Source organism: Pseudomonas sp. nanlin1, from assembly GCF_045571515.1.
Lineage (GTDB): Bacteria > Pseudomonadota > Gammaproteobacteria > Pseudomonadales > Pseudomonadaceae > Aquipseudomonas.
On record NZ_CP124218.1, the window covers coordinates 193,633 to 217,893 of the forward strand.

At 60.1% G+C, this 24,261-nt stretch carries 26 protein-coding genes; 17 read left to right on the top strand and 9 right to left on the bottom strand.

Going from position 1 to position 24,261, the window contains the following annotated elements; translation table 11 throughout:
• The first annotated feature begins 5 nt into the window (after positions 1 to 5).
• Positions 6 to 338 carry a DOPA 4,5-dioxygenase family protein gene (locus tag QCL65_RS00935; protein WP_407313993.1) on the top strand — a complete coding sequence of 111 codons (333 nt, stop codon included), beginning with the start codon at positions 6 to 8 and terminating at the stop codon, positions 336 to 338.
• 91 nt (positions 339 to 429) lie between these two features.
• Here the strand turns inward: QCL65_RS00935 and QCL65_RS00940 are convergent, their stop codons facing one another.
• From QCL65_RS00940 to trpB, 3 genes are all read right to left on the bottom strand, one after another.
• Positions 430 to 894 (bottom strand): anti-virulence regulator CigR family protein, encoded by a 465-nt coding sequence (locus QCL65_RS00940; protein WP_407313996.1) that lies wholly within the window; start codon positions 892 to 894, stop codon positions 430 to 432.
• 122 nt (positions 895 to 1,016) lie between these two features.
• Positions 1,017 to 1,829, bottom strand: a complete 813-nt coding sequence (gene trpA / locus QCL65_RS00945) for a tryptophan synthase subunit alpha (RefSeq protein WP_407313998.1) — start codon at positions 1,827 to 1,829, stop codon at positions 1,017 to 1,019.
• Complete coding sequence (gene trpB, locus QCL65_RS00950; RefSeq protein WP_407314000.1) at positions 1,826 to 3,052, bottom strand: tryptophan synthase subunit beta; 1,227 nt, start codon at positions 3,050 to 3,052, stop codon at positions 1,826 to 1,828. Before trpB ends, trpA begins: the two co-directional genes overlap by 4 nt.
• A 126-nt stretch (positions 3,053 to 3,178) precedes the next feature.
• Here trpB and QCL65_RS00955 point away from each other — a divergent pair, with 126 nt between their 5' ends.
• Positions 3,179 to 4,075: a LysR family transcriptional regulator gene (locus tag QCL65_RS00955; protein ID WP_407314002.1), complete on the top strand. Its 897-nt coding sequence runs from the start codon at positions 3,179 to 3,181 to the stop codon at positions 4,073 to 4,075.
• On the opposite strand, the gene QCL65_RS00960 is transcribed toward QCL65_RS00955, so the two are convergent.
• Positions 4,072 to 4,398: a YqjD family protein gene (locus QCL65_RS00960; protein WP_407314004.1), complete on the bottom strand. Its 327-nt coding sequence runs from the start codon at positions 4,396 to 4,398 to the stop codon at positions 4,072 to 4,074. The genes QCL65_RS00955 and QCL65_RS00960 overlap by 4 nt on opposite strands.
• Positions 4,399 to 4,554: 156 nt before the next feature.
• Here QCL65_RS00960 and QCL65_RS00965 point away from each other — a divergent pair, with 156 nt between their 5' ends.
• The gene (locus QCL65_RS00965; protein WP_407314006.1) at positions 4,555 to 4,770 is read left to right on the top strand and encodes a dodecin; all 216 of its coding nucleotides are present in this window, start codon (positions 4,555 to 4,557) and stop codon (positions 4,768 to 4,770) included.
• A gap of 125 nt (positions 4,771 to 4,895) precedes the next feature.
• Complete coding sequence (locus QCL65_RS00970; RefSeq protein WP_407314008.1) at positions 4,896 to 5,120, top strand: DUF1161 domain-containing protein; 225 nt, start codon at positions 4,896 to 4,898, stop codon at positions 5,118 to 5,120.
• A 58-nt stretch (positions 5,121 to 5,178) separates the two neighbouring features.
• On the opposite strand, the gene QCL65_RS00975 is transcribed toward QCL65_RS00970, so the two are convergent.
• Positions 5,179 to 6,180 (bottom strand): LLM class flavin-dependent oxidoreductase, encoded by a 1,002-nt coding sequence (locus QCL65_RS00975; RefSeq protein ID WP_407314010.1) that lies wholly within the window; start codon positions 6,178 to 6,180, stop codon positions 5,179 to 5,181.
• A 187-nt stretch (positions 6,181 to 6,367) separates the two neighbouring features.
• On the opposite strand from QCL65_RS00975, the gene QCL65_RS00980 reads away from it, so the two are divergent.
• Entirely contained in the window at positions 6,368 to 6,793 is a 426-nt protein-coding gene (locus tag QCL65_RS00980) for an OsmC family protein (RefSeq protein ID WP_407316601.1), read from the top strand.
• Between the two features lie 41 nt (positions 6,794 to 6,834).
• Positions 6,835 to 7,068, top strand: a complete 234-nt coding sequence (locus QCL65_RS00985; protein WP_407314012.1) for a DUF1161 domain-containing protein — start codon at positions 6,835 to 6,837, stop codon at positions 7,066 to 7,068.
• Here QCL65_RS00985 and QCL65_RS00990 read toward each other — a convergent pair whose 3' ends face one another.
• Positions 7,069 to 7,476 (bottom strand): hypothetical protein, encoded by a 408-nt coding sequence (locus QCL65_RS00990; protein WP_407314014.1) that lies wholly within the window; start codon positions 7,474 to 7,476, stop codon positions 7,069 to 7,071.
• A gap of 48 nt (positions 7,477 to 7,524) precedes the next feature.
• Positions 7,525 to 7,938 carry a hypothetical protein gene (locus QCL65_RS00995; RefSeq protein ID WP_407314016.1) on the bottom strand — a complete coding sequence of 138 codons (414 nt, stop codon included), beginning with the start codon at positions 7,936 to 7,938 and terminating at the stop codon, positions 7,525 to 7,527.
• An 89-nt stretch (positions 7,939 to 8,027) separates the two neighbouring features.
• Here QCL65_RS00995 and QCL65_RS01000 point away from each other — a divergent pair, with 89 nt between their 5' ends.
• Positions 8,028 to 9,146, top strand: coding sequence for an aminopeptidase (locus QCL65_RS01000; RefSeq protein WP_407314018.1), 1,119 nt, complete (start codon positions 8,028 to 8,030; stop codon positions 9,144 to 9,146).
• Here the strand turns inward: QCL65_RS01000 and QCL65_RS01005 are convergent.
• Positions 9,103 to 9,672, bottom strand: a complete 570-nt coding sequence (locus tag QCL65_RS01005; protein ID WP_407314020.1) for a gamma carbonic anhydrase family protein — start codon at positions 9,670 to 9,672, stop codon at positions 9,103 to 9,105. The two genes, QCL65_RS01000 and QCL65_RS01005, sit on opposite strands and share 44 nt — an antisense overlap.
• A 70-nt stretch (positions 9,673 to 9,742) precedes the next feature.
• On the opposite strand from QCL65_RS01005, the gene prlC reads away from it, so the two are divergent.
• The 6 genes from prlC (at position 9,743) to QCL65_RS01035 (ending at position 18,302) form a co-directional block, all read left to right on the top strand.
• On the top strand, positions 9,743 to 11,794 hold the full coding sequence (gene prlC / locus QCL65_RS01010) for an oligopeptidase A (RefSeq protein WP_407314022.1): 2,052 nt from the start codon (positions 9,743 to 9,745) through the stop codon (positions 11,792 to 11,794).
• Entirely contained in the window at positions 11,791 to 12,054 is a 264-nt protein-coding gene (locus tag QCL65_RS01015; RefSeq protein ID WP_407314024.1) for a YheV family putative zinc ribbon protein, read from the top strand. Before prlC ends, QCL65_RS01015 begins: the two co-directional genes overlap by 4 nt.
• Positions 12,055 to 12,191: 137 nt before the next feature.
• Positions 12,192 to 14,213, top strand: coding sequence for a M3 family metallopeptidase (locus tag QCL65_RS01020; protein ID WP_407314026.1), 2,022 nt, complete (start codon positions 12,192 to 12,194; stop codon positions 14,211 to 14,213).
• A 255-nt stretch (positions 14,214 to 14,468) separates the two neighbouring features.
• Positions 14,469 to 15,203, top strand: a complete 735-nt coding sequence (locus tag QCL65_RS01025) for a gluconate 2-dehydrogenase subunit 3 family protein (RefSeq protein ID WP_407314028.1) — start codon at positions 14,469 to 14,471, stop codon at positions 15,201 to 15,203.
• Positions 15,204 to 15,205: 2 nt separating this feature from the next.
• Entirely contained in the window at positions 15,206 to 16,990 is a 1,785-nt protein-coding gene (locus QCL65_RS01030) for a GMC family oxidoreductase (RefSeq protein ID WP_407314030.1), read from the top strand.
• Between the two features lie 10 nt (positions 16,991 to 17,000).
• The gene (locus tag QCL65_RS01035; RefSeq protein WP_407314032.1) at positions 17,001 to 18,302 is read left to right on the top strand and encodes a c-type cytochrome; all 1,302 of its coding nucleotides are present in this window, start codon (positions 17,001 to 17,003) and stop codon (positions 18,300 to 18,302) included.
• Between the two features lie 30 nt (positions 18,303 to 18,332).
• Here QCL65_RS01035 and QCL65_RS01040 read toward each other — a convergent pair whose 3' ends face one another.
• A complete protein-coding gene (locus QCL65_RS01040) occupies positions 18,333 to 19,406 on the bottom strand; it encodes an AbrB family transcriptional regulator (RefSeq protein ID WP_407316603.1) in 1,074 nt (357 codons plus the stop codon).
• 138 nt (positions 19,407 to 19,544) lie between these two features.
• Here QCL65_RS01040 and QCL65_RS01045 point away from each other — a divergent pair, with 138 nt between their 5' ends.
• From QCL65_RS01045 to QCL65_RS01060, 4 genes are all read left to right on the top strand, one after another.
• Positions 19,545 to 20,465 carry a LysR family transcriptional regulator gene (locus QCL65_RS01045; RefSeq protein WP_407314035.1) on the top strand — a complete coding sequence of 307 codons (921 nt, stop codon included), beginning with the start codon at positions 19,545 to 19,547 and terminating at the stop codon, positions 20,463 to 20,465.
• Positions 20,466 to 20,739: 274 nt separating this feature from the next.
• Positions 20,740 to 21,768, top strand: coding sequence for an alcohol dehydrogenase AdhP (adhP, locus tag QCL65_RS01050; RefSeq protein WP_407314037.1), 1,029 nt, complete (start codon positions 20,740 to 20,742; stop codon positions 21,766 to 21,768).
• Positions 21,769 to 21,914: 146 nt separating this feature from the next.
• Positions 21,915 to 23,261 carry an alpha-xenorhabdolysin family binary toxin subunit A gene (locus tag QCL65_RS01055; protein ID WP_407314039.1) on the top strand — a complete coding sequence of 449 codons (1,347 nt, stop codon included), beginning with the start codon at positions 21,915 to 21,917 and terminating at the stop codon, positions 23,259 to 23,261.
• Positions 23,258 to 24,229 carry an alpha-xenorhabdolysin family binary toxin subunit B gene (locus QCL65_RS01060; RefSeq protein WP_407314042.1) on the top strand — a complete coding sequence of 324 codons (972 nt, stop codon included), beginning with the start codon at positions 23,258 to 23,260 and terminating at the stop codon, positions 24,227 to 24,229. The genes QCL65_RS01055 and QCL65_RS01060 overlap by 4 nt, the downstream gene beginning before the upstream one ends.
• The last annotated feature ends 32 nt before the right edge of the window (positions 24,230 to 24,261 follow it).

Consider the following 24,261-nt stretch of genomic DNA (forward strand, 5'->3'; position numbering starts at 1 on the left):
CCATTGTGCAACGCATCAAGGCCTATCACGCCCATGTCTATTACGCCGCTGACACCTTGGAGCAGGCACGCCTGTTGTGTGAGGAAGCGGTCAAACTGTTCGACGTGCAGATGGGCCGCATGCACCAACGCCCAGTCGGCCCCCACCCGGACTGGAGCTGCCAGCTGAGTTTCGGTCCGCAAATGGTCGCGGTGATGCTGCCTTGGCTCGTGATCAACCGCAAAGGCTTGGTGGTTTTTATGCACCCGGTGACGGGCGATGACCTGGTCGATCACCGGGATTACGCGATCTGGATGGGGCACAGCCGGCCGCTGAATTTGGCTGGATTTGGGGGGTAGGTGGCCCTGTTACACCGGCCGCTTTGCGGCCTCTCGCGGGCAAGCCCGCTCCTACGCGTAGGAGGGGGCCTTGGCCGCGGAGCTTTGATCTTTAATTCAACACCCCACTAAGAATCTCATACACCAACCCTGTGCCCAGGGCAATCAGCACCACATCAGTGCCCACTCGGCGCCATTCATAACCGGGGTAATGTGGCAGGTGGCCCAAGGCGCGCGCATCCAGGCGCTTGCCATAGCCCGGCGGCAATGGGTGGCCCTTGGCGATATGCACATCAGGTGGGGGTGGGTTGCCTCGGCCGAAGTCGGCGCGGTGTTCATGGATGGTATTGCGCACCGGGCCGAAATCCTGGGGCGGGCCGCCACGTTGTGCGTGGTTGTTACCCGCCGGGCGCTTTTGCGGGCCGCGTTCGCCCTGCGGGCCCTGTTGGCGCTGTTCGCCGGGGCCTTGGCGTTGTTCGTCCGGACCTCCGGGGCCGCCAGGTGCTGCTTGGAGCAGTGGAGACAACGCTACCAGCACAATGCCCAAGCCTGAAATCAGGGGGGTTGGCAACTTCATGGGTGGGTCCTCGGCAAGCGGAACAACAAAAAGGGGAGCGCAGACAGGCCTGCGATCCCCTTGGTCTTGCCGATTAGTCTGCGTGAAAGCCGCCTAATTCCTTTGTATCAGGAACTTTACCCTTAGCTGACGCGGGCGTTACGTACACCCTTGGCCAAGTCGCCGCACAGTGCCAGTACGTCTTCCACCGCTTGGCCCGGATGGGCGGCGTTGGCGATTTTGTCCACCAAGGCCGAGCCCACCACCACGCCGTCCGCCAAACGTGCAACAGCGGCGGCCTGTTCTGGAGTGCGAATGCCGAAGCCCACGCTGATCGGCAAATCGGTGTGGCGGCGCAGGCGCTCGATGGCGCTGCTGACCTGCTCAGTGGTGGCGGAACCGGCCCCCGTGACGCCAGCGACGGATACGTAGTAAACGAAGCCTGAGCTACGCTCCAACACCTTGGGCAAGCGAGCATCGTCAGTGGTCGGTGTGGTCAACCGGATAAAATCGATGCCCGCAGCCTGGGCCGGGGTGGCCAGTTCCGCGTCATGCTCGGGGGGCAGGTCGACAATGATCAGGCCATCTACCCCGATTTCCTTCGCTTTGGCGACAAACGCGGCCACACCATAATTGTGGATCGGGTTGTAATAGCCCATCAATACGATCGGCGTGGTGTCGTTTTCCAGGCGAAACTCGCGGACCATCTCCAGGGTTTTCTTGAGGTTCTGCCCGGCTTCCAGCGCGCGCAGGCTGGCCAGCTGAATGGCCACGCCGTCCGCCATTGGGTCGGTGAACGGCATGCCCAGCTCGATCACGTCGGCGCCTGCCGCTGGCAAGCCCTTGAGGATTGCCAGGGATGTGTCATAACCCGGATCGCCCGCGGTGACGAAGGTCACCAGCGCCGCACGGCCTTCGGCTTTCAGGTCGGCAAAACGTTGTTCGAGGCGGCTCATGCGAGTATCTCCTGAGTATTAACAGCGCCCATGTGGTTCATCACGGTCTGCATGTCTTTATCGCCGCGGCCCGACAGGCACACCACCATCAGATGATCCTTGGGCAGCGATGGCGCGCGGCGCATGGCTTCAGCCAGGGCGTGGGCGGTTTCCAGGGCCGGAATGATGCCTTCCAGGCGGCAGGTGCTGTGGAACGCGGCCAAAGCTTCGTCGTCGGTAATACTGACGTAGTTGACCCGCTTGATATCGTGCAACCAGGCGTGCTCAGGCCCGATACCGGGGTAATCGAGGCCGGCGGAAATGGAGTGGGCGTCGTTGATTTGGCCATCGCCGTTCTGCAACAGAAAGGTACGGTTGCCATGCAACACACCCGGCACACCGCCGTTCAGGCTGGCCGCGTGTTTATCGGTGTCGACCCCGTGGCCCGCGGCTTCGACGCCGATGATTTCGACACTGGTGTCGTCCAGGAAGGGGTGGAACAAGCCCATGGCGTTCGAGCCACCGCCCACGCACGCCACCAGGCTGTCAGGCAGGCGCCCTTCTTTCTCCTGCAACTGCTGGCGGGTTTCCTTGCCGATGATGGCCTGGAAGTCACGCACCATGGCAGGGTACGGGTGTGGCCCGGCAACGGTACCAATCAGGTAGAAGGTGTCTTCAACGTTGGTCACCCAATCGCGCAGGGCTTCGTTCATGGCGTCTTTGAGGGTGCCCGTGCCGGAGGTGACCGGTACGATTTGCGCGCCGAGCAGCCTCATGCGAAACACGTTGGCTTGCTGGCGCTCGATGTCGGTGGCGCCCATGTAGATCACGCAGGGCAGGCCAAAACGCGCCGCGACCGTGGCCGTGGCCACGCCGTGCATGCCAGCACCGGTTTCGGCGATCAGGCGCTTTTTGCCCATGCGCTTGGCCAGCAGCACCTGGCCGATGCAGTTATTGATTTTGTGCGCGCCAGTGTGGTTCAGCTCTTCGCGCTTGAAATAAATCTTAGCGCCACCGCAGTGCTCAGTCAGGCGCTCGGCAAAGTACAGCGGGTTGGGCCGGCCGACGTAGTCGCGCTGAAAGTAGGCCATTTCCTCGATAAACGTAGGGTCCTGCTTGGCGGCTTCGTATTCGCGAGCTAGGTCGAGTACCAGTGGCATCAAGGTTTCGGCCACGTAGCGGCCGCCAAATGCGCCGAACAAGCCGTTGGCGTCGGGGCCGCTGCGAAGGGTGGTCTGGGTCATGAAGTGCTCCAGGCATTGCGAGAAAAGGGATGCACGAATAAGTGCGATGGGCCTACTTTAACCATCACGGCGCCCGCTGAAAACCGATAAGATTGCAATAACCTGTCAGGAAAACTCACAGATACCATGAGCCGCGATCTGCCACCCCTAAATGCCCTACGGGCCTTCGAGGCCGCCGCCCGCCTTAATAGCATCAGCCAGGCCGCCGTCCAGTTGAATGTGACCCATGGTGCGGTGAGCCGCCAACTCAAAGTGCTCGAAGAGCATCTTGGGGTAGCCCTTTTCAGCAAAGATGGCCGTGGCGTGAAACTCACAGATGCAGGAATGCGCTTAAGGGACGCCAGTTCTGACGCCTTCGAGCGCCTGCGCGAGGCCTGCGCGGTGATCACCCAAAGCACGGCCAGCGCGCCCTTCGTACTGGGGTGCTCGGGCAGCCTGTTGGCTCGCTGGTTTATCCCCCGCCTGGGGCGCTTGAACGCCGACCTACCCGACCTGCGCCTGCATTTGTCGGCCGGCGAAGGTGACCTCGACCCGCGCCGCCCCGGCCTGGACGCTCTGCTGGTGTTCGCTGAGCCACCATGGCCAGCGGATATGCAGGTGTTCGAGTTGGCGAACGAGCGCATTGGCCCAGTGCTCAGTCCCCATTTTGCGCCTGGCGCGGCGCTGTTGGGGGCACCGGTGGCGGCCCTGCTGAACTTGCCTCTGTTGCAAACCGCATCGAGGCCGCAAGCATGGCCGGCTTGGGCACAAGGGCAAGGCCTGGAGGCATCGGGGCTGAATTTTGGGCAGACCTTCGAACACCTGTATTACCTGCTGGAGGCGGCGGTCGCGGGTTTGGGCATTGCCATTGCGCCTGAGCCACTGGTGGCCGATGACATCAAGGCGGGTCGGCTGGTAGCGCCGTGGGGCTTTAGTGAAACACCGGCGCGCTTGGCGCTGTGGGTGCCCCGGCGCGCCGTGGATGGGCGCGCTGGGCAGCTGGCGCAGTGGTTAGGCGCCGAGCTGAAGCGACAGATCGATTAGTCGCGCTTGCTGCACATCAGGTAGGCCGCGAGCAGGCCCAAGGCACCGACGACAACACCCGCAGTGGCCAGCGGGTGCTCCTGCGCGTATTCGCGGGTTGCAACGCTGGTTTCACGGGTCTTGACCTTCACTTCTTCGTAAACGTCACCGAGCAGGCTGCGGGAGTGCTTTAGCGCGTTTTCGGCATTGGCCCGCAGTGCTTTGAGGGTCTTGCGCGACTCGTCGCTGGCGTCGTCTTTCAGGCTTTCCAGGGAGCGAAGCAGGCTTTCGATTTCTGCTTCCATGCTCTGCAACGAGGCTTTGCGTAAAGAATTACTGGCCATAGGTGTCTTCTCCTGCTGTGTAGATGAAGTGTGTAAGTTTCCGACTGCACAGGTTGCTGAAAGTGCAGTGTTTCTGAACTTTTCCCCTGTAATAGCCCACAGACGTATTAGCAACCGGGCTGCCGGACTGTCCATTTTCCCCAAGGAGATAGCACGATGTCTGATCACCACACCTACAAAAAAGTCGAACTGGTCGGCTCTTCTACCACCACCATCGAAGACGCCATTAATAATGCCCTGGCAGAAGCCAGTAAAAGCCTGAAGAACCTAGAGTGGTTCGAAGTGACTGAAACCCGCGGTCACATCGAAGGCGGCAAAGCGGCGCACTTTCAGGTCACCTTGAAGGTGGGTTTCCGCATCGAAAACAGCTGATACAGCGTCCGCAGACGCCGGTCTGGCCTAATGCCAGATAATCCGCTAAAAGAGAGTGCAGACGCTGCCCCACCAGGCCGCGTCTGTTTTTTATCCAGCTTTAACCCCACCAAGGAATATGACCGATGAAAAAAGTTTTGTTGGCGGCAGGTTTGATGTTTGTAGCAGGGACCGCGATGGCGGCTGGCAAGCCGTGCGAAGAGCTAAAAAGCGAAATCGACGCGAAGATTCAGGCCAAAGGCGCATCCGGCTATACGCTGGAAATCGTCGAAAAAGGCAGTGCCGCAGATGCTCAGATCGTGGGCTCGTGCGAAGGCGGCACCAAGGAGATCGTTTACAAGCGCGGCTGATCCGCTTTTAAACGCTAAAGCCGGGGCCGCAACGCACCGGCTTTTTTTGCGCCTATCGTTAGCCCCGTACTGTCTGTGCCAACAGTTCGTAGGAGCGCAGGCGGTCTGCGTGCTCGTACAGATCGCAGGTGAATATCAGCTCATCGGCTTGGGTTTGCTCGAGCAACACCTCAAGTTTACCGCGAACCTTACCGGGGCTGCCCACCATCGCCAGGCCGAGGAAGCTGGCCACGGCCTCTTTTTCATGGGGTAGCCATAGCCCATCCATCGTCTCTACCGGCGGTTGCTGCATTAGCGTTTCGCCACGCATCAGGTTGAGAATGCGGCGGTACACAGAGGTTGCCAGGTAATTGGCACGCTCATCCGTATCGGCCATGACCAGCGGCACCCCTAGCATCACGTAGGGCTTGTCGAGGACTGCGCTGGGCTTGAAGTGGTTGCGGTAAACCCTGATAGCTTCATGCATATAACGCGGGGCGAAGTGCGACGCGAACGCATAGGGCAAGCCCCTTTCACCGGCCAACTGCGCGCTGAACAAACTGGAGCCAAGCAGCCAGACGGGCACTTGAGTGCCGCTGCCCGGTACGGCGATGACTTTTTGCTGCGGCGTGCGCGGGCCCAAGTAATTCATGAGTTCGCGGACGTCGTCGGGGAAGTCGTCAGCACTGCCGGAACGTTCCCGGCGCAAGGCTCTGGCGGTCATCTGGTCCGAGCCTGGAGCGCGGCCCAGGCCTAAATCGATACGCCCTGGGTACAAGCTTTCGAGCGTGCCGAACTGCTCGGCGATCACCAACGGCGCGTGGTTGGGCAGCATGATGCCACCGGAGCCCACGCGAATACTCGAAGTACCGCCGGCCAGGTAGCCGAGCAGTACCGAGGTCGCCGAGCTGGCGATGCCGTCCATGTTGTGGTGTTCTGCTACCCAGAAGCGGTTGTAGCCCAGGCGCTCGCCGTGGCGGGCCAAGTCCAGAGAGTTTTTCAAGGACTGGGCCGGGCCCTGGTCCTCCCGTACGGGGACCAGGTCGAGCATGGATATCTTAAGATCGGCTAATTGCGTCATCACGTCCTCTGCAAGCGTTCGGCGACTGAATGAATCGTACGCCTATGTACTACTGAGTGAGGGCGTATCCGATAAATTCAATAGGTTGCTATGTAATTCGTCTGAACTTGCTAGCGCCCCCGGCCTCTCAACTCACGTGACGGCGCGACGCTTTCGCGCCATGTTATTAGGAGGCAGCACCATGAAGATAACCAAAAAGGCTTCAGCGGTATGGCAAGGTGGCTTGAAAGACGGTAAAGGCGAAATCTCTACCCAGAGCGGCGCTTTGAAAAATAACCCATACGGTTTTAATACGCGCTTCGAAGGGCAGCCGGGCACTAACCCGGAAGAGCTGATCGGCGCGGCACACGCGGGTTGTTTCTCCATGGCGTTTTCGATGATCCTGGGCGGAGCCAACTTGGTGCCTGAGAAAATCGAGACCAGCGCTGAAGTGACCCTGGAAAAAGTGGGTGAGGGTTTCGAGATCACTGCGATTCACTTGGTCATGAGTGCTAAAATCCCCGGCGCGACCCAGGAGCAGTTCACTGAACTCTCCGAACAAGCCAAGGCTGGTTGCCCTGTGTCTAAAGTGCTGAACGCTAAGATCACCCTGGCGGCGACGCTGGAAAGCTGAGTCGGCTAGCTCTGTCTGCGCACCGTATAGGAGAAAGGATCATGAAACGATTCGCTCTGGCAGTTATCTGCGGTGCGCTGGCGAGTTCAGCACTCGCCGCACCGAAACCCTGCGATGAATTGAAGGCTGAAATCGAAACCAAGATTCAGGCTCAAGGCGTCGCCAATTACACCCTGGAAGTGGTGCCCAACGACGAAGCCCATGACGCCAATATGGTGGTGGGGTCGTGTGAGAATGGCACTAAGAAGATCATCTATCAGAAAAATGATGGCTGATTAAATACAGCGTATATCCCGGTCTTCAGCCACGATTTGCCGTTGCGCGTCGAATAACCTCGCGCTGGCCTGGGTTGAGATGGCCCGCCCTTCCAAGCGATAACGTTCTCCAGCTTTGAAACCGTCGTAGCGCAAGGTGATGTAACACGTGCGCTCGATAGGCTCACGGGTCAGCAGGCCCGCTACCATCTCATAATCGAACCGCACAATCAGCTCATGGCTGCCCGGCGTCAGCTGGAAATAACGGCCGTCCGTGGTTTTCTGGCCATCGAGCCGCTCGGCCATCACCAGCCGCCCGCTATGGGTAAACATGTCGACCCAAGCGGTTTGCGCAGTGTGCTCGGGCAATGGCGTGTTCGCGCAGCTGGCCAGGGCTGCGCCGCTCAAAATAATCGCAAGGCGGCCCATGGCACGCTCCCGTCGTAGGTGATCTACAGCATAGCGCTACTGGCCAGCTCAGGCACTTTGGCAGCCCGCCGGTTGTGCATGGCCCACCACCTTGCGGTTGGCGTCATACAAACGCGCCCACGGCCGGAAACCGGTACTGCCCGCCTGCAACCGGTAGCGCTGGCCGGCATCGAATTGGTCGAATTTGACGTTGAGCTGGCAACTGCGCCATAGCGGTTGGGCGACCGGGCCGATATTGGTGGGCTCGACCGGAAACTGCAGGCGCACAGTGAGCTCGTGGCGGCCCGGTGGCACTTCGAAATAACGGGCGTCGCTGGAGTCGCGGTCGTCCACTTGCTCGGCGTGCAGCGTATTATTCTGGCCGGACGCCAGGTCGATCCAGGCCTGGTTGGGGTCTGGGTCGGGCAGGCCGGCACAGCCGGCAAGGGTCAGCAAGCTGCCAACCAACAGAGGGGTACGCATGGCGATGCTCCGTATTCGAGTAGCTGTCTATCGCCCCATATGGGAGGATTCCGCCCTCGGGCAGTGCAGCCACAGAGATTTAAAAACCCATGATTCGATTGCTCATCAAGACCGGCTCGGGCCATGGGGCACTCGACCGCCTTTTCCGCTACTTGGTTCCCGCCTGCCTGGTTTTAGGGCTCAGCGGCTGTTCTAGCCTGGCCTACTACGGGCAACTCGCGCAAGGCCAAATGCGCCTGCTCAGCGCCCGTGAACCCATCACGCAGATCACCGCTGACCCGCAGCGCGACGCCCAGTTACGTGCTCAGTTATCGAAGGCCGAGCAGGCCCGGCGTTTTGCCAGTAAGCAGTTGCACCTGCCGGACAACCAAAGTTATCGCCTCTATGCCGACATCGGCCGTCCGTTCGTGGTGTGGAACGTGTTTGCCACTGGCGAATTCTCTCTGGCCCCACAACTGCATTGCTTCCCCATCGCCGGCTGCGTGGCGTACCGAGGTTACTACAGCCAGGCGGGCGCCCGGGGCGAGGCGGCGCTTGAGCGCTTGGCCGGTAACGATGTGTACATTGGAGGTGTCGAGGCCTATTCGACGCTGGGCTGGTTCAGCGACCCGATCACCAGCGCCATGCTGAAATGGGGCGATGAGCGCCTGGCGACGTTGATCTTTCATGAGCTGGCCCATCAACGTTTCTATGTGCAGGACGACAGCGAATTCAACGAATCCTTTGCCACCTTCGTCGAGCAGCAAGGCAGCCGCCAATGGCGCGCCGCGCGTGGTTTAGCGCCGTTGCAGGACCAGCACCTGCGCCAGCGTGACCAGTTCACCCAACTGGTGCTCGATACCCGTACCCGCTTACAGGCGCTGTATGCCCAGGCATTGCCCAGTGGCGCGATGCGTGCCGCCAAGCAGGCAGAGTTCGAGCATATGCGCCAGGCTTACCGCACGCTGCGCGACACTCAATGGGCCGGCGATACACGCTACGACGCGTGGATGAACAGCCCGATGAACAACGCCAAGCTATTGCCCTTCGGCTTGTACGACCAGTGGGTTCCGGCATTCGCGGCGTTGTTCAGGCAAGCAGGCGGCGACTGGCAACGTTTCTATGATGCTGTCGAGGGGCTGGGGCGTTTACCCTTCGCAGAGCGCCGCGCAAGCCTGCAACGCCTTAATCAGGCTGGTCAAAACCCGCTGCCAGGTGCTGGTCCTTGAGCTTGACGTAGTTACCAGCGGTATAGGTAAAGAACGAGCGCTCCTTGTCGGTCAGTGGCCGGGCTTGCTTGACCGGGCTACCGACGTACAGAAACCCGCTTTGCAAGCGTTTACCCGGCGGCACCAGGCTGCCGGCACCAATGATCACTTCGTCTTCGACCACCGCACCGTCCATGACCGTGCTGCCCATGCCGATCAAGATGCGGTGGCCCACGGTGCAGCCATGCAGCATGACTTTGTGACCAATGGTTACATCGTCGCCGATCAACAGCGGATAACCGTCTGGGTTAAAGGGGCCGGCGTGGGTGATGTGCAGCACGCTACCGTCCTGCACACTGGTGCGCTTACCGATGCGGATACGGTGCATATCGCCGCGGATGACCGTCAATGGCCACACGGAGCTGTCAGTGCCGATTTCTACGTCGCCGATCACCACTGCCGAAGTGTCGACAAAGGTGCGCTCGCCGAGGCGAGGGGTATGGGGGCCGAAGGTGCGTAAAGTCACGATAGGTTCTCTCTCTGGCATTCATAGCTGCGGTCAGGCGCGATTGTAATTAAGATGGTCGAGTGTTTCTTTTTAGCCAAGGTGTTTAACCGTGAGCGCGAACAACCCGCTTCTGCAGTCCTATGACCTGCCACCGTTCTCGGCGATCCGTGCCGAGCACGTGCAACCGGCGATTGAACAGATCCTGGCCGATAACCGCGCAGGCATCGCCCGTATTCTTGAAACCCAGGGTCAACAGCCTACCTGGGCCGGCCTGGTACTGGCGATGGACGAGCTCAACGACCGCCTGGGCGCGGCCTGGAGCCCGGTCAGCCACCTCAATTCGGTGTGCAATAGCGTCGAGCTGCGCCAGGCCTACGAGGCCTGCCTGCCAGCGTTGAGTGCCTACTCCACCGAACTTGGGCAAAACCGCGAACTGTTCCAGGCTTTCGAAGCGCTGGCTAACAGCCCGGAAGCCGCCGGTTTCGACGTTGCGCAAAAAACTATCCTAGAGCACGCGCTGCGTGATTTCCGCCTGTCGGGCATCGACTTGCCCACCGCTCAACAGGAGCGCTATGCGCAAGTGCAGAGCCGGCTGTCGGAATTGGGCAGCCACTTCTCCAACCAATTGCTCGATGCCACCCAGGCTTGGACCAAGCACATCACCGACGAAGCCGCGCTGGCCGGCCTGACCGACTCGGCCAAGGCTCAGTTGGCGGCCGCTGCCAAGGCCAAGGGCCTGGACGGCTGGCTGATCAGCCTGGAATTCCCTAGCTATTACGCGGTAATGACCTACGCCCAAGATCGCGCCCTGCGCGAAGAAGTCTATGCGGCGTACTGCACGCGGGCGTCTGACCAAGGCCCCAACGCCGGCCAGAACGACAACGGCCCGGTCATGGCGCAAATCCTTGACCTGCGCAAAGAGCTGGCTGAGCTGTTGGGGTACACCAGCTTCGCCGACCTGAGCCTGGCCACCAAAATGGCCGAGTCGAGTGACCAGGTGCTGACGTTCCTGCGTGACCTGGCCACCCGCAGCAAGCCGTTCGCGGTCCAAGACCTGCAGCAGCTCAAAGCCTACGCCGCCGAACAGGGTTGCCCCGATCTGCAGAGCTGGGACAGCGGTTTCTATGGCGAGAAACTGCGTGAACAGCGTTACAGCGTGTCCCAGGAAGCCTTGCGCGCCTACTTCCCGATCGACAAAGTATTGGGCGGCCTGTTCGCGATCGTCCAGCGTTTGTATGGCATCGAGATTGCCGAGCAGAAAGGCTTCGACACCTGGCACCCTGATGTACGCCTGTTCGAGATCAAAGAGAACGGCCAGCACGTTGGCCGCTTCTTCTTTGACCTCTACGCCCGTGCCAACAAACGCGGCGGCGCCTGGATGGACGGCGCCCGCGACCGTCGACGCACCGTTGACGGCCGCCTGCAGAGCCCCGTGGCCAACCTGGTGTGCAACTTTACCCCGGCCGACGCCGGTAAGCCGGCCTTGCTCACCCACGACGAAGTGACCACCCTGTTCCACGAGTTCGGCCATGGCCTGCATCACTTGCTGACGCGGGTCGAGCACGCCGGGGTGTCCGGGATCAACGGGGTGGCGTGGGACGCCGTCGAGCTGCCGAGCCAGTTCATGGAAAACTGGTGCTGGGAGCCCGAAGGGCTGGCCTTGATGAGCGGCCATTACCAGACGGGCGAGGCGCTGCCCGAAGACCTGCTGGAAAAAATGTTGGCCGCGAAGAATTTTCAGTCGGGCTTGATGATGGTGCGGCAATTGGAGCTGTCGCTGTTCGACTTCGAACTACACACCTCCCACGGTGACGGCCGTAGCGTCCTTGAGGTGCTGGAGGCCGTGCGCGACGAAGTTGCAGTCATGCGTCCACCGGCCTACAACCGCTTCCCCAACAGCTTCGCGCACATCTTCGCGGGCGGCTACGCGGCGGGTTACTACAGCTACAAGTGGGCAGAGGTGCTGTCGGCCGACGCGTTCTCGAAGTTCGAGGAAGACGGCGTGCTGAACGCCGAAACCGGCCGCGCGTTTCGCGAAGCGATCCTTGCCCGTGGCGGCTCCCAGGCGCCCATGGTGCTGTTCGTTGACTTCCGCGGCCGCGAGCCGTCTATCGATGCCCTATTGCGTCACAGCGGCCTGAGTGAGGATGCAGCGGCATGAGCATCAAGAAGCGCTTCATTGCCGGGGCGGTCTGCCCGGCATGCAGTGAGCCGGACAAACTGATGATGTGGAGCGTCGATGACGTTCCACATCGTGAGTGTGTGGCCTGTGGCTACGCGGACACCTTGAATGCACAAGGGCAGTCCGTGCCTTCCGAGCTGGGCACGCGGGTCAATAAGCAGGCGCCCAAGGTGCCTGAGCGCAATGTCCAGACCGTGCAGTTTTTCCCCAACCCCAAGTTGAAAAAACCCACGCAGTAGCGCCAGCCGGGTTCGCGCGCCTGCCCGTACCTGTGGTGCCAGGCGCGTTAACCTTGCAGGACCTTCGCTCAGCGCCCGCCTCTTAGACTCAAGGGCCCGGCCAACCCGGCCGGTCCCAGAGTTCAAGGAGCGAGCCCATGAGTGATAACCCGCTGTTGCAGCCCCATACGCTGCCCCCCTTCGCAGACATCAAGCCTGAGCACGTTGCTCCGGCCATCCAAACCATCATCGACATCAACCTCAAGCAGCTGGCGCAGTGGCTGCCCGAGCAAATCATCGCGCCCACCTGGGAAGGTCTGGTCAAACCTTATGAGGACCTCACTCAACGCCTGGACGTCGTGCTGCAGGTCCTCGATGTAGTGGCCGACGGGCCGTTAGGTGAAGCCTATTGGGCCAGCCAGGAGCGCATCCAAACCTACCTCGCAGCGCTCGCCCATAACCCTACCCTGTTCGGCGCATTTCAACGGTTGTATCAACAGGACTTCGGCACATCCCTCAATGCCACTGAGCGCACAGCGCTGGAGCTGATCATCAGAACCTTGCGCTTGAGTGGCGCAGGTCTGGAGCCTGGGGTGCAACAGCGGCTGACCGCCCTTGAGCTGCAATTGCAGGTGCTTTATCAGCGTTTCTCCGAACACATGGCGGCGGCCAACGGGCTATGGACGCGCCTGCTCACCACGCCCAATGAGCTACTAGGGTTGTCGGACAACGACCAAGGGCAGTTGCGCCGCGCCGCCGAAGACCGCGGCCACGAAGGTTGGCTGGTGACCCTAGACCTACCCCGCTACATCGCGATCATGACTTATGCGCAAGACCGCGAGTTACGTGAAGCCTGTTATCAGGCGTTCTACACCCAGGCCTCCGACCAAGGCCCTACTGCAGGCCAATACGATAATGGCCCGGTACTCGAGCAGATCCGCACGCTGCGCCTGGAGCGCGCCAACCTGCTGGGTTACCCGGACCACGCCCAATTGGCACAGGCCACCCGTATGTTCGAGACCTGCGCAGAGGTGCAGCAGTGGTTGACCGAATTGGCCGAGCGCATCAAGCCGGCGGCCTTGGCGGAAGTCGAAGGGCTGCGCGAATACGCCCGCATCCACGATGGCATCGACCTGCAGCCCTGGGACTTTGAGTACTACCAAGAGCGCTACCGGCAGGCCCATTACCAGGTGTCCGAGCAGGCGGTGAGTGAGTATTTCCCTCTGGAAACCGTATTGGCGGGCCTCGGCCGGCTGCTTGAGCGCCTGTTCGGTCTGGCGCTGCAAGAACGCCAGGAGGCCCCGCGCTACCACGGCGATGTCAGGGTCTACGAGTTGCTCGAAGGCGAGGTCAGTTTAGGTCACCTGTATATCGACCCCTACCTGCGCGACGGCAAGGCCCCCGGTGTGTGGATGAAGTCGATGCGCGACCGGCATCGCTGGAGTGATGGCCGGCTGCAGCTGCCGATTGCCCGGCTCAGTTGCGACTTCAACCCTCCGCTAGGCGCCGCGCCCACCCTGCTGACCCTGCGCAATGTGCGCGAGTTGCTGCATGAGTTCGGCCATGCCATGCATCACCTGCTAACCACCGTGGAGCACGGCAGTGTGGCCGGGATCAAAGGGGTGGCCGAGGACGCGGTGGAGTTCCCCAGTACGCTCTTCGAGCACTGGTGTCGTCGAGGTGAGAGCCTGGCATTGCTCAGCGGGCACTACCAAACGGGCGCTACGTTACCCACCTCCCTGCTTGAGCGCATTGTCGCCCACGGCCAGTATGGGGCGGCCAGCGAGGCGCTTGACCAGATCAAGTTCGCCTTGGGTGACTTGGCCCTGCACTCAGCCGAACTCACTGCGGGGCCTGCCATCGAGCGACGGCTTGAGCAGCGCTTTGCTTACCTGCCTGCGCCTGCCTATGTGCGGCCGGTTAATCAGTTCGGGCATGTGTTCGCGACCGAAGACTACGCGGGCGGGTATTACACCTATGTCTGGTCGGCCGTGATGGCGGCCGATGTGTTTGAGCGCTTTCAAGCGCAAGGGGTGCTGGATAAGGCCACTGCCACCGAGCTGCGCACATTGATATTGGCGCCCGGAGGCACGGTATCCGTGGCGCAAATGTTCGCAGCATTCAAAGGCCGTGGGCCCGATACGGGCGCATACCTGGCCTTTCTAGGTATTCAGAACTGACCAAAGCCCCCTGGCAGTACGGCGCAGTCAGGGGGCTGACGCAACCCGAGAAATAGCTGAAACCGGTTTCATTTCCGGCAACAAGTCGATACATTTCGCCCTGGCTTTAACCAGCGGCATTCGGCCGCAGTTCGAAATTACCTATTTGTACGCGTGCGACCTCATAAAAAAGACATTGCCACACCCTCTCGGGCAGCGCGATGCATCTGAAAAAAACCGCCTGCACCGTGTCGACGACCCCGATGAGGATTCCCCATGTCTGAACCCGACCAGGACAACCCACGCCGCGATTTTTTGCGCAAAACATTGACGCTGATCCCCGTGGTGACAGTGGCCAGCACCGGCCTGGGTATGAGCGCCCTTGCAGCGTCCGAACCGGCGCCCAAAGCGGCCCCTGTGGCGCCCGCTCAAGGCACCTATGAACCACGTTTTTTTACGACTGAAGAATGGGCCTTTATCGGTGCTGTGACCGCACGCCTGATCCCCGCCGACGATCTGGGCCCAGGCGCGCTCGAGGCCGGCGCGCCGGAGTTTATCGACCGCCAGATGAACACCCCGTATGCCAACGGTTCGCTGTGGTTTATGCAGGGCCCGTTCGTGACCGATGCGGTACCGGAAATGGGCTACCAGCTGCAATTGGTGCCCCAGCAGATCTATCGGCTAGGCATCGCTGCCACCGATGCCTGGTGCCGCCAGCAATCGGGCAAGCCTTTCGCTCAGCTCGATAGCGCCGCGCAGGATGCCGTGCTCAAGCGCCTTGAAGCCGGTGACATCGAGCTGGCTGAGCTACCGGCCAAGGCGTTTTTCAGCCTGATGCTGCAAAACACCCGGGAAGGCTTTTTCTGTGACCCCATCCATGGTGGCAACAAAGGCATGGTGGGTTGGACTCAGATCGGTTTCCCCGGCGCTCGCGCCGACTTCATGGACTGGGTGGAGCGCAATGAGCCCTACCCGTTCCCGGCCGTATCGATTCGCGGCGAGAGGGCTTGAGCATGGCAACGGTAATGAAAAAGGTCGACGCGGTGATCGTGGGTTTCGGTTGGACCGGCGCGATCATGGCCAAGGAACTGACCGAGGCAGGGCTGAACGTGGTCGCCCTCGAACGCGGGCCAATGCAAGACACCTATCCGGACGGTAACTACCCGCAGGTGATCGACGAACTCACCTATAGCGTGCGCAAAAAACTGTTCCAGGACATCTCCAAAGAAACCGTGACCATTCGCCATAGCGTCAATGACGTCGCGTTGCCCAACCGCCAGCTAGGCGCGTTTCTGCCGGGCCAAGGGGTGGGCGGCGCAGGGCTGCATTGGTCGGGTGTGCATTTTCGGGTGGACCCTATCGAGTTGCGCATGCGCAGCCATTACGAGGAACGCTACGGTAAGCACTTCATCCCCAAAGACATGACTTTGCAGGACTTTGGGGTGACCTACGAGGAACTGGAGCCCTTTTTCGACTTCGCCGAAAAAGTCTTCGGTACCTCTGGGCAAGCCTGGACCGTCAAAGGCCAGCGCGTGGGCGAAGGCAAGGGGGGCAACCCCTACGCGCCGGATCGCTCCAATGAATTTCCGCTGCAATCGCAGAAGAACACCTATTCGGCGCAGCTGTTTCAAAAAGCCGCCAGTGAAGTGGGCTACAAACCTTACAACTTGCCCTCGGCCAACACCTCCGGGCCTTACACCAACCCCTACGGTGCCCAAATGGGGCCGTGCAACTTCTGCGGTTTTTGCAGCGGTTACGTGTGCTACATGTATTCCAAGGCCTCGCCTAACGTCAACATCTTGCCCGCCCTGCGCCAGGTGCCCAATTTCGAGCTGCGGACCCATGCCCATGTGCTGCGGGTCAACCTCGACAGTGACAAGCGCAAAGCCACCGGGGTGAGTTACATCGATGCCCAAGGCCGGGAAATCGAACAGCCTGCCGACCTGGTGATTCTTGGGGCGTTCCAGTTCAACAACGTGCGCCTGCTGTTGCTGTCCGGGATCGGCAAGCCCTACGACCCGAAAACCGGTGAAGGGGTGGTCGGTAAAAACTTCGCCTATCAGAACATGGCGACCATCAAAGCGTTTTTCGACAAAGACACCCACACCAATAATTTTATTGGCGCCGGCGGCAATGGCGTGGCCGTGGATGATTTCAACGCGGATAACTTTGACCATGGCCCCCATGGCTTTGTCGGCGGCTCGCCGTTCTGGGTCAACCAGGCCGGTAGTCGGCCCATTGCTGGCACCTCTAACCCGCCGGGTACCCCCGCCTGGGGGAGCGCCTGGAAGCGCGCTACGGCTGACTACTACACCCACCAGGTGTCGATGGACGCCCACGGTGCGCACCAGCCCTACCGTGGCAACTACCTCGACCTCGACCCGGTGTACCGCGACGCCTACGGCCTGCCGCTGTTGCGCATGACATTCGACTGGCAAGAAAACGACATTAAGATGAACCGTTTCATGGTCGAGAAAATGAGCAAAATTGCCGAGGCCATGAACCCCAAGCAAATCGCCCTGTTGGGCAAGAAAGTCGGCGAGCACTTCAATACCGCCTCCTACCAGACCACCCACCTCAACGGTGGCGCGATCATGGGCACTGACCCCAAAACCAGTGCGGTCAACCGCTACCTGCAGTGCTGGGACGTGCATAACGTGTTCGTGCCAGGCGCCTCGGCGTTTCCCCAAGGGCTGGGCTACAACCCCACGGGCCTGGTCGCTGCCCTTACCTACTGGTCGGCCCGCGCGATTCGCGAGCAGTACCTGAAAAACCCCGGCCCGCTGGTGCAGGCTTAAGGAGCGCGACATGAATAAATTCTCTATCGCGGCCCTGGGGTTGGCGCTGCTGGCACCGCTGGGTGCCGTTCAAGGCGCCGATGCCTTGATCGCTCAAGGTGAATACCTGGCCCGCGCCGGTGACTGCGTCGCCTGCCATACCGCCAAGGACGGCAAGCCCTTTGCCGGTGGCCTGGCGATGCAAACGCCCATCGGCACGGTGTACTCGACCAACATTACCCCGGACAAAACCGGGATCGGTGGCTACAGCTTCGAGGACTTCGACAAAGCCGTGCGCCATGGCATTGGCAAAGACGGCAGCAGCCTCTACCCGGCGATGCCCTACCCGTCCTATGCGCGGGTCACTGATGCCGACATGCAGGCGCTTTATGCCTATTTTATGCAGGGTGTCGCGCCGGTTGCCCAGCCGAACCGCGAAGTAGACATCCCCTGGCCATTGAGCATGCGCTGGCCTCTGGCAATCTGGCGCGGCCTATTCGCCCCCAAAGTAGAGTCGCCGCCGACACCCTCCGGTACCGACCCGTTGGTTAGCCGTGGTGCGTACCTGGTAGAGGGGCTTGGGCACTGCGGTGCCTGTCACACCCCGCGGGCCCTGACGATGCAGGAAAAAGCCTTGAGCGCAGGGGAAGGCGACGCGTTTCTGGCCGGCAGCGCGCCGCTGGAGGGCTGGATCGCGAAAAGCCTGCGTGGCGATTACAAAGATGGCCTGGGCAGTTGGAGTGAGGAGCAGTTGGTGCAGTTCCTCAAGACCGGGCGCAGCGACCGCAGCGCGGTGTTTGGCGGTATGAGCGACGTGGTCAAACACAGCATGCAATACATGACCGACGCTGACCTGACCGCGATTGCCCGCTACCTGAAAAGCCTGCCCGCCAACGACCCCAACGATCGGCCGGCGGTGTACGACGACAAGGTTGCCAAAGCCTTGTGGAACGGCGACGACAGCCAGGCGGGGGCGTCGGTCTATATCGACAACTGCGCCGCCTGCCACCGCACCGATGGCCACGGCTACACGCGGGTATTCCCGGCCTTGGCCGGCAACCCGGTGCTGCAGACCGAGGATGCCAGTTCGCTGATCCACATCGTTCTGGCCGGCGGTACACTGCCGGCCACCCACAGCGCGCCTTCGTCGTTCACCATGCCGGCCTACGCCTGGCGCTTGTCGGACCAGGAAGTGGCCGACGTGGTGAACTTCATTCGCAACAGTTGGGGTAACCAGGGTGCCAAGGTCGATGCCAACGATGTCGCCAAGCTGCGCACGGACGACCTGCGCAGCACCTCGGGCGATGATCTAGGGCAGGTCACTTCGCCCTGAAGGCGTGGGTGCACTGAGTAGGAGTGGCCGCTAGCGGCCGCTCCATTGGGTCATGCGCTTGACCAGATAAGGCCCCAGCAGGATCACGGCGAACAGGCGCAATGTCTGCATCGCCAGCACCAGGCTGACATCGGCGTGGGTGTCCACCGCAATAATCGCCATGGAGTCCAGCCCGCCCGGGCTGGTCGCCAGGTAGACCGACAGGTAGTCCTTGTCCAGCAAAGCCGCAATGCCCACCGCACACAGGGCACACAGGCCGATCAGCAGCAGGGAGCAGGCAATCATCGTCGGCAGCCGCCGCATCACATACAGCACGGTTGGGCGGTCGAAGCGCAGGCCGACGTAACAGCCGATACTGCCCATGGCGATGGTCAGCAACCAGGCCGGCATGACGATATCCAGAATACCCGCCAATTGCAGCGCGGCCCCCAGGATCAATGGCACCAACAATGCCCCTGCCGGAATGCGCTCACCCAGCAGCACCCCCACCGCGATCACGGCCAGGCCACCCAGAAAGGCCAGCCATTGGTAGGCGCTCAGCGCGTCGGCTGTGCTGCGAACGCTGTGGGAAGCGGCATCGCCGCTGATGAGATGGCTGACCAGCGCGCCGATCAATACCACGCAGACCACGCGAACGTACTGCATGGTCGCGACCACCCGCGAGTCTGCGCCGTAGTCTTCCGCCATTGCCACCATGGCCGAGGCCGCACCCGGCGTGCTGCCCCACACTGCCGTGGTGCCGGGCAAGTTGCCATAACGGCTCATCAGTAAGCCCACCATCAAGCTCAAGCCAATGGTGATGGCCGTGGATAGCAGCATCACTGGCCAGGCGTCGACCAGGGCGACCAGTACGCTCGCTGAAATAGCGTGGGCAGCCACCAGCCCGATCACGCCTTGCCCGCATTTGAAGGCCACACGCGGGACGCGGATAGAGCAACCGCCGACCGCGAACAAAATAGCCACCAGCATTGGCCCAAGGAACTGCCCGGCCGGTAATTCGATAAACGCCAGGAACTGCCCTGCACCGCCGGCGGCGGCCAACAGCCCAAGCCATTGCAGGGTGGTGGATAAAGAAAATGACCAGCTGGAAGTGGACAAACGCAGCACGGGATACTCCTCAGTACCCACGCCTCCCCTTGGTCTGTATCAAGAGGTACAGGCGTGGCCGAGATCAAAGTATTGCCCCATGGATTGATCAAGTCTATTTTCTAATAATCATCAAACGATAACTTTGGTTTATCAATGGACCTGCGCGACCTGACCTATTTCGAGACCATCGCTGAGTTGGGGCACTTGGGCCGTGCGGCTGAAAAGCTCAACCGCAGCCAGCCGGCGTTGAGCAAAAGCATTCAGCGCCTGGAGGAGTCACTGGGCACGCAGTTGTTTCTGCGTGAGGGGCGCCGGATCAAACTCACTGCCGTGGGTGAGCTGCTGCTGGCGCGCAGTAAGCCCCTGCGCCAGGGCATCGAAGAAACCCGTCGCGAATTGCGTGACTTCGCTTCTGGGGTATTAGGCAACATTCGCTTGGGCTGCTCTTCGACCATGATCGAGTACCTGCTGCCCGAATTGGCGGCGGCGTTGCTCCAACAAGCACCGGATATCACCCTTTCCGTCATGGCCGGGCAAGACGACGTGTTGTTACAGGCCCTGCGCAGCGGGCAGCTGGATGTGGCGATCTGCCCATTGGCGTTGGCCGACCCAGAATGGACATGCCACCCTCTGCTCAAAGACGAAGCGGTGGTGGTAGCCAGTAAAAGCCACCCTATTTTCGCGCAAACCTATGGGCTGGCTGACCTCTGCCGCTACCGTTGGGTGTTGCCACCGGCGTCGGTGTCTGGCCGGCGCTGGCTCGACCAGGTGTTTCGCGAGCACCAACTGCCGCCCCCCTCGGTGCAGATTGAAACCAACTCCATCACCTTGTCGCCACGCCTGATCGCCAGCACAGGGTTGTTGAGTTTTCTCTCCCGTGAAGCCTTGGACTATGGCAATGCGGCAGCGCAATTGCGCGAGGTGCCGTTGCCAGAGACGACCTTTAAACGGCTGGTGGGGCTGGTGCATCGCAGCGGCGCTTACCTGTCGCCGGCTACGCAAAAGCTGATCAGCGTGTGTGGTGAGCTTGCGTGGCTTTCCACGCGAGCCCATGTGCCGCTCGCGCCCTCCTAGCTCGCTGCTCGCTCGAGCCAGGGTAGTGCGAGCGAACCGGTATCAGGTTGACGGTGACCAGTAGGTTTTTCCGAAGGGTGGGCGTGACAGTCTGTGCCGTGGGTTGTGACGCAAGCGGTACAACCAGGCTTGAATCAAGCGCTATCGCGCAGGGCCTCAAGGGGCCAGAGGCGTGACCTAAAGCCCTGGGCATAGGAGGGTTGATCTTTTGGCCCACGCTTTGCTCAGTCATTGGGGCAATTATCGTTCGCTTACCCTAAGGAAGATCGAGCCCATGACTAAAACAATGAAAGCTGCCGTCGTCCATGCCTTTGGCCAACCCCTTGAAATCCGCGAAGTCGATATTCCTACGCCTGGACCTGGGCAGGTACTGGTCAAAATCGCCGCTTCCGGCGTCTGCCATACCGATTTGCACGCGGCTGGGGGTGACTGGCCCGTTAAGCCCAGGCTGCCCTTTATCCCCGGCCATGAAGGCGTAGGCCATGTCGCCAGCGTCGGGGCAGGTGTTCACCACATCAAAGAAGGCGACCGGGTCGGTGTGCCTTGGTTGTACTCCACCTGCGGGCATTGCGAGCATTGCCTGGGTGGTTGGGAGACGCTTTGCGAAACCCAACAAAACACCGGTTATTCGGTCAATGGAGGGTTTGCCGAGTACACCTTGGCCGACGCTAACTATGTCGGGCGGCTGCCCGACAACATTGGCTTTGTCGACATCGCCCCGATTTTATGTGCCGGGGTTACCGTGTACAAAGGCCTGAAAATGACGGATACCCGCCCAGGCCAGTGGGTAGTGATCTCCGGGATTGGCGGGCTTGGTCATATGGCGGTGCAGTACGCCAAGGCCATGGGCCTGAATGTAGCGGCTGTGGATATCGACGACGGCAAGCTCGACCTGGCGCGCCGCCTCGGCGCGCAAGTGACCGTCAATGCCCGGCATCAAGACCCCGCAGCCTACCTTAAGGAAACCATCGGAGGTGCCCACGGTGTACTGGTAACGGCGGTATCCCCGAAAGCTTTCGAGCAGGCCATAGGCATGGCGCGGCGCGGTGGGACGATTGCACTCAATGGTTTACCACCGGGCAACTTTCCCCTGTCGATTTTCGACATGGTGCTTAATGGCACTACCGTGCGCGGTTCAATCGTTGGCACACGCCATGACTTACAGGAAGCCTTGGACTTCGCCGGCGAAGGTAAGGTCAAGGCCACCGTTTCCAGCGATAAGCTGGAGAACATCAATACCCTCCTGGGCCGACTGCACGCTGGCGAGATCGAAGGGCGGGTGGTGATAGATATGGCGCTCTAAGTTCTGGACGTTAGGCGGCAACGGTACCAACGGCATCAAGACATCCTACTGCCGTTGTCGCCTTTGACGTCTTGTCAGTGTAAGGCCCTGTGTCGATGATTGATCTGCCCCGCCAGTGCTAATGCACCGGGCGGGAAATCATCCACGTGAAAGGGACTTTCGACATGGTAAACGATGCACAAAAGCTCGCGAAAATGAGCGATCCCGATTTGGAGTTAGGCGAAAAAACCGCCTTGGAATCCGAATTAATGTTCAAAGCGATAACGGGCAAGTTGGACGTGTCCACTGCGGCGCCCGAAGACGCCAAACAGTTCGCCAAAAAGCCCAGGCCACCGGGTGTTTTGGTGACCACTGATGACTTGGTGAGTATTCGCGCTTATCAAGAAGTCGCCCTTACCTTGCCTACGGAAAAATCCGCTATCAGTGTCTACCTCGGATTTGAAGGCAAGGCCCCCCCAGGCCTGAGCGTTGATGACTTCGCATTCACGTTCAACAAGATCCGCGCCCATGGGAAAAGTTGGACCTCCCTTGAAAAAGATATCTTTCTCACCAGTGCGCGCCTGAATACTTTTGGCCAGGCAATGAAGATCAATTGCGATAGCATGACCGCATTGTATGATCGAATAATCGCGAACCGTGGGACTCAAGGCCCATGGAGCTCGGTGGCTTGCCTTAAAGACTTGCTGGAGTCCAATGAGCCGATTGCCCAGAAAGATTTCCCTGCGCTCAAATTCGACCGTTTCGATAAGGTCGACCATGCCGATTTCCCTGACATTTTGAGGGATATCAGCAAATCGATCGTTGAATTAGTGAACAGCACTAACCAGCTGGATGAACAACTGACCGCGTTCAGCGATGCGCTCAAAGACGATATCAAGCGCGAGGTCGACCTGAGGGTCAAGGCGATCGAAAATGCAAAAAACAAAATCGGCGCCAGCACTCTTAAAGATGACATTGCCAGCCTCAAGCTGAAAATCGAAGAAATAACCCAGGCCTATCAAAAAGCCATCAACGATGCGGTCAAGGGCGCCTCGGCGGCCATTAATAGCGCGGCCATGAAGAATATTGCTGGCGCGGTAGATGGCTTGGCCATGTGTATCTATGTGGGGTTCGAAGTGCATGAGCTGCGCACCCAGCGCAACGAGCTGTGCGACGAATACAAAAATAAGCGTGAGCAACTGGCCATCGAGACCGGCAATCACGATGCGCTGTTGGACATCGAAATAAAGCTGCTCAGGTTGCAGACCGTGGTCATTGACGCCAGTGCTGGCGCGAAAAACCTGGTCAAACTGTGGAGCAGTTTGAAAGTCTATGCCAACCAGTCGGCCGAGCGACTTGAACAAATCGATGATCTTATGTCGTTAAACAAATTTATGCGCACATTCCGACTTGTCTCGGCACCTTGGTTGGATATTAAAGTATTAACCGCTCAGCTTGATAAAGTTTTTATCGATGCTGATCTTTATCGCGGTCAGGCAGGAGCCCGGACATGACCAACACTGTAACGGCATTGAATGCCCCTATTACCTTTCGCGCCTACTCGGCCGAGCAAATTGTAGTATTAAAAGACGAAGTCTCCGATTTGTCCACTACCATTGAAACCGGTAAGCTGGGGCGTGACTTTCACTCCTACCTGTCCGAAAACGCCAAGTCATTAGCTACTGCACTCACTCAGTTTCATTCCGGCCTGGAGGGCTGGAGCCTCGAGCGGGTGGTCAGTCTCAATACGCTCGATAAAACCCGCGATGAATATCTAGCAGGTGCGCCGGGAGATGAGGATTACAAAGACTTCTGGAAGGAAATCGAACCCAACCTTAAGTCTATCGAAGAAGGCTTCGCAAGCCATCGCCTTTTGTTGCGCGCGCTGCCAAGTGTAGAGTCGCCCAGTAAGCTAGACACTTACAAAGCGCAGCTTGACGCCGACACGCCCGCCTCTGCGCATGATGCTCGCCACGCGGAACTGAAAAAAAAGCTTGAGGCCGTCAGCAGCGCGATTGCACTGATGCGCAAGGAGAGCCTCGATAAGTTGAAGGTCCCCGCAGCCGAGGGCACCGCGCCTGCGCCAGAGCCCCTATTGCCGCCCGGGAAACAAGATATTTTGCAGACTGCGGTTAATATCATTCTGAAAACGACGGACGTCATCGACCACGTGTTGGAGCTCAAGGAGCTGTTGCTCACCCGAAAGAGTTTGCTCAAGCAACAGGCCACGTTAGTTGAAGAGGCGAAAGCTACCAATACTGCGCTGCACGAGAAACTAGCCCGTAGCAATTACCTGGAGGCATGCGCCCGTATAGAGCAGTCGCGCCAAGCCTATATAGACGAAGTCGAAAAAGTCTTCGCCAGCCTTGAGTTGTTCTGCGCCCACCAGCGTTCTCCCGCAGCCGATGTGCGAGATCAAGTCGAGCGTCTGCTCGCGCAACTCAAACCCTTGGTAGAGTATATTGAGCCACTGCAAAGGTAGCAGCTGTCTGGCCCAGGCTAATCGGCCTGGGC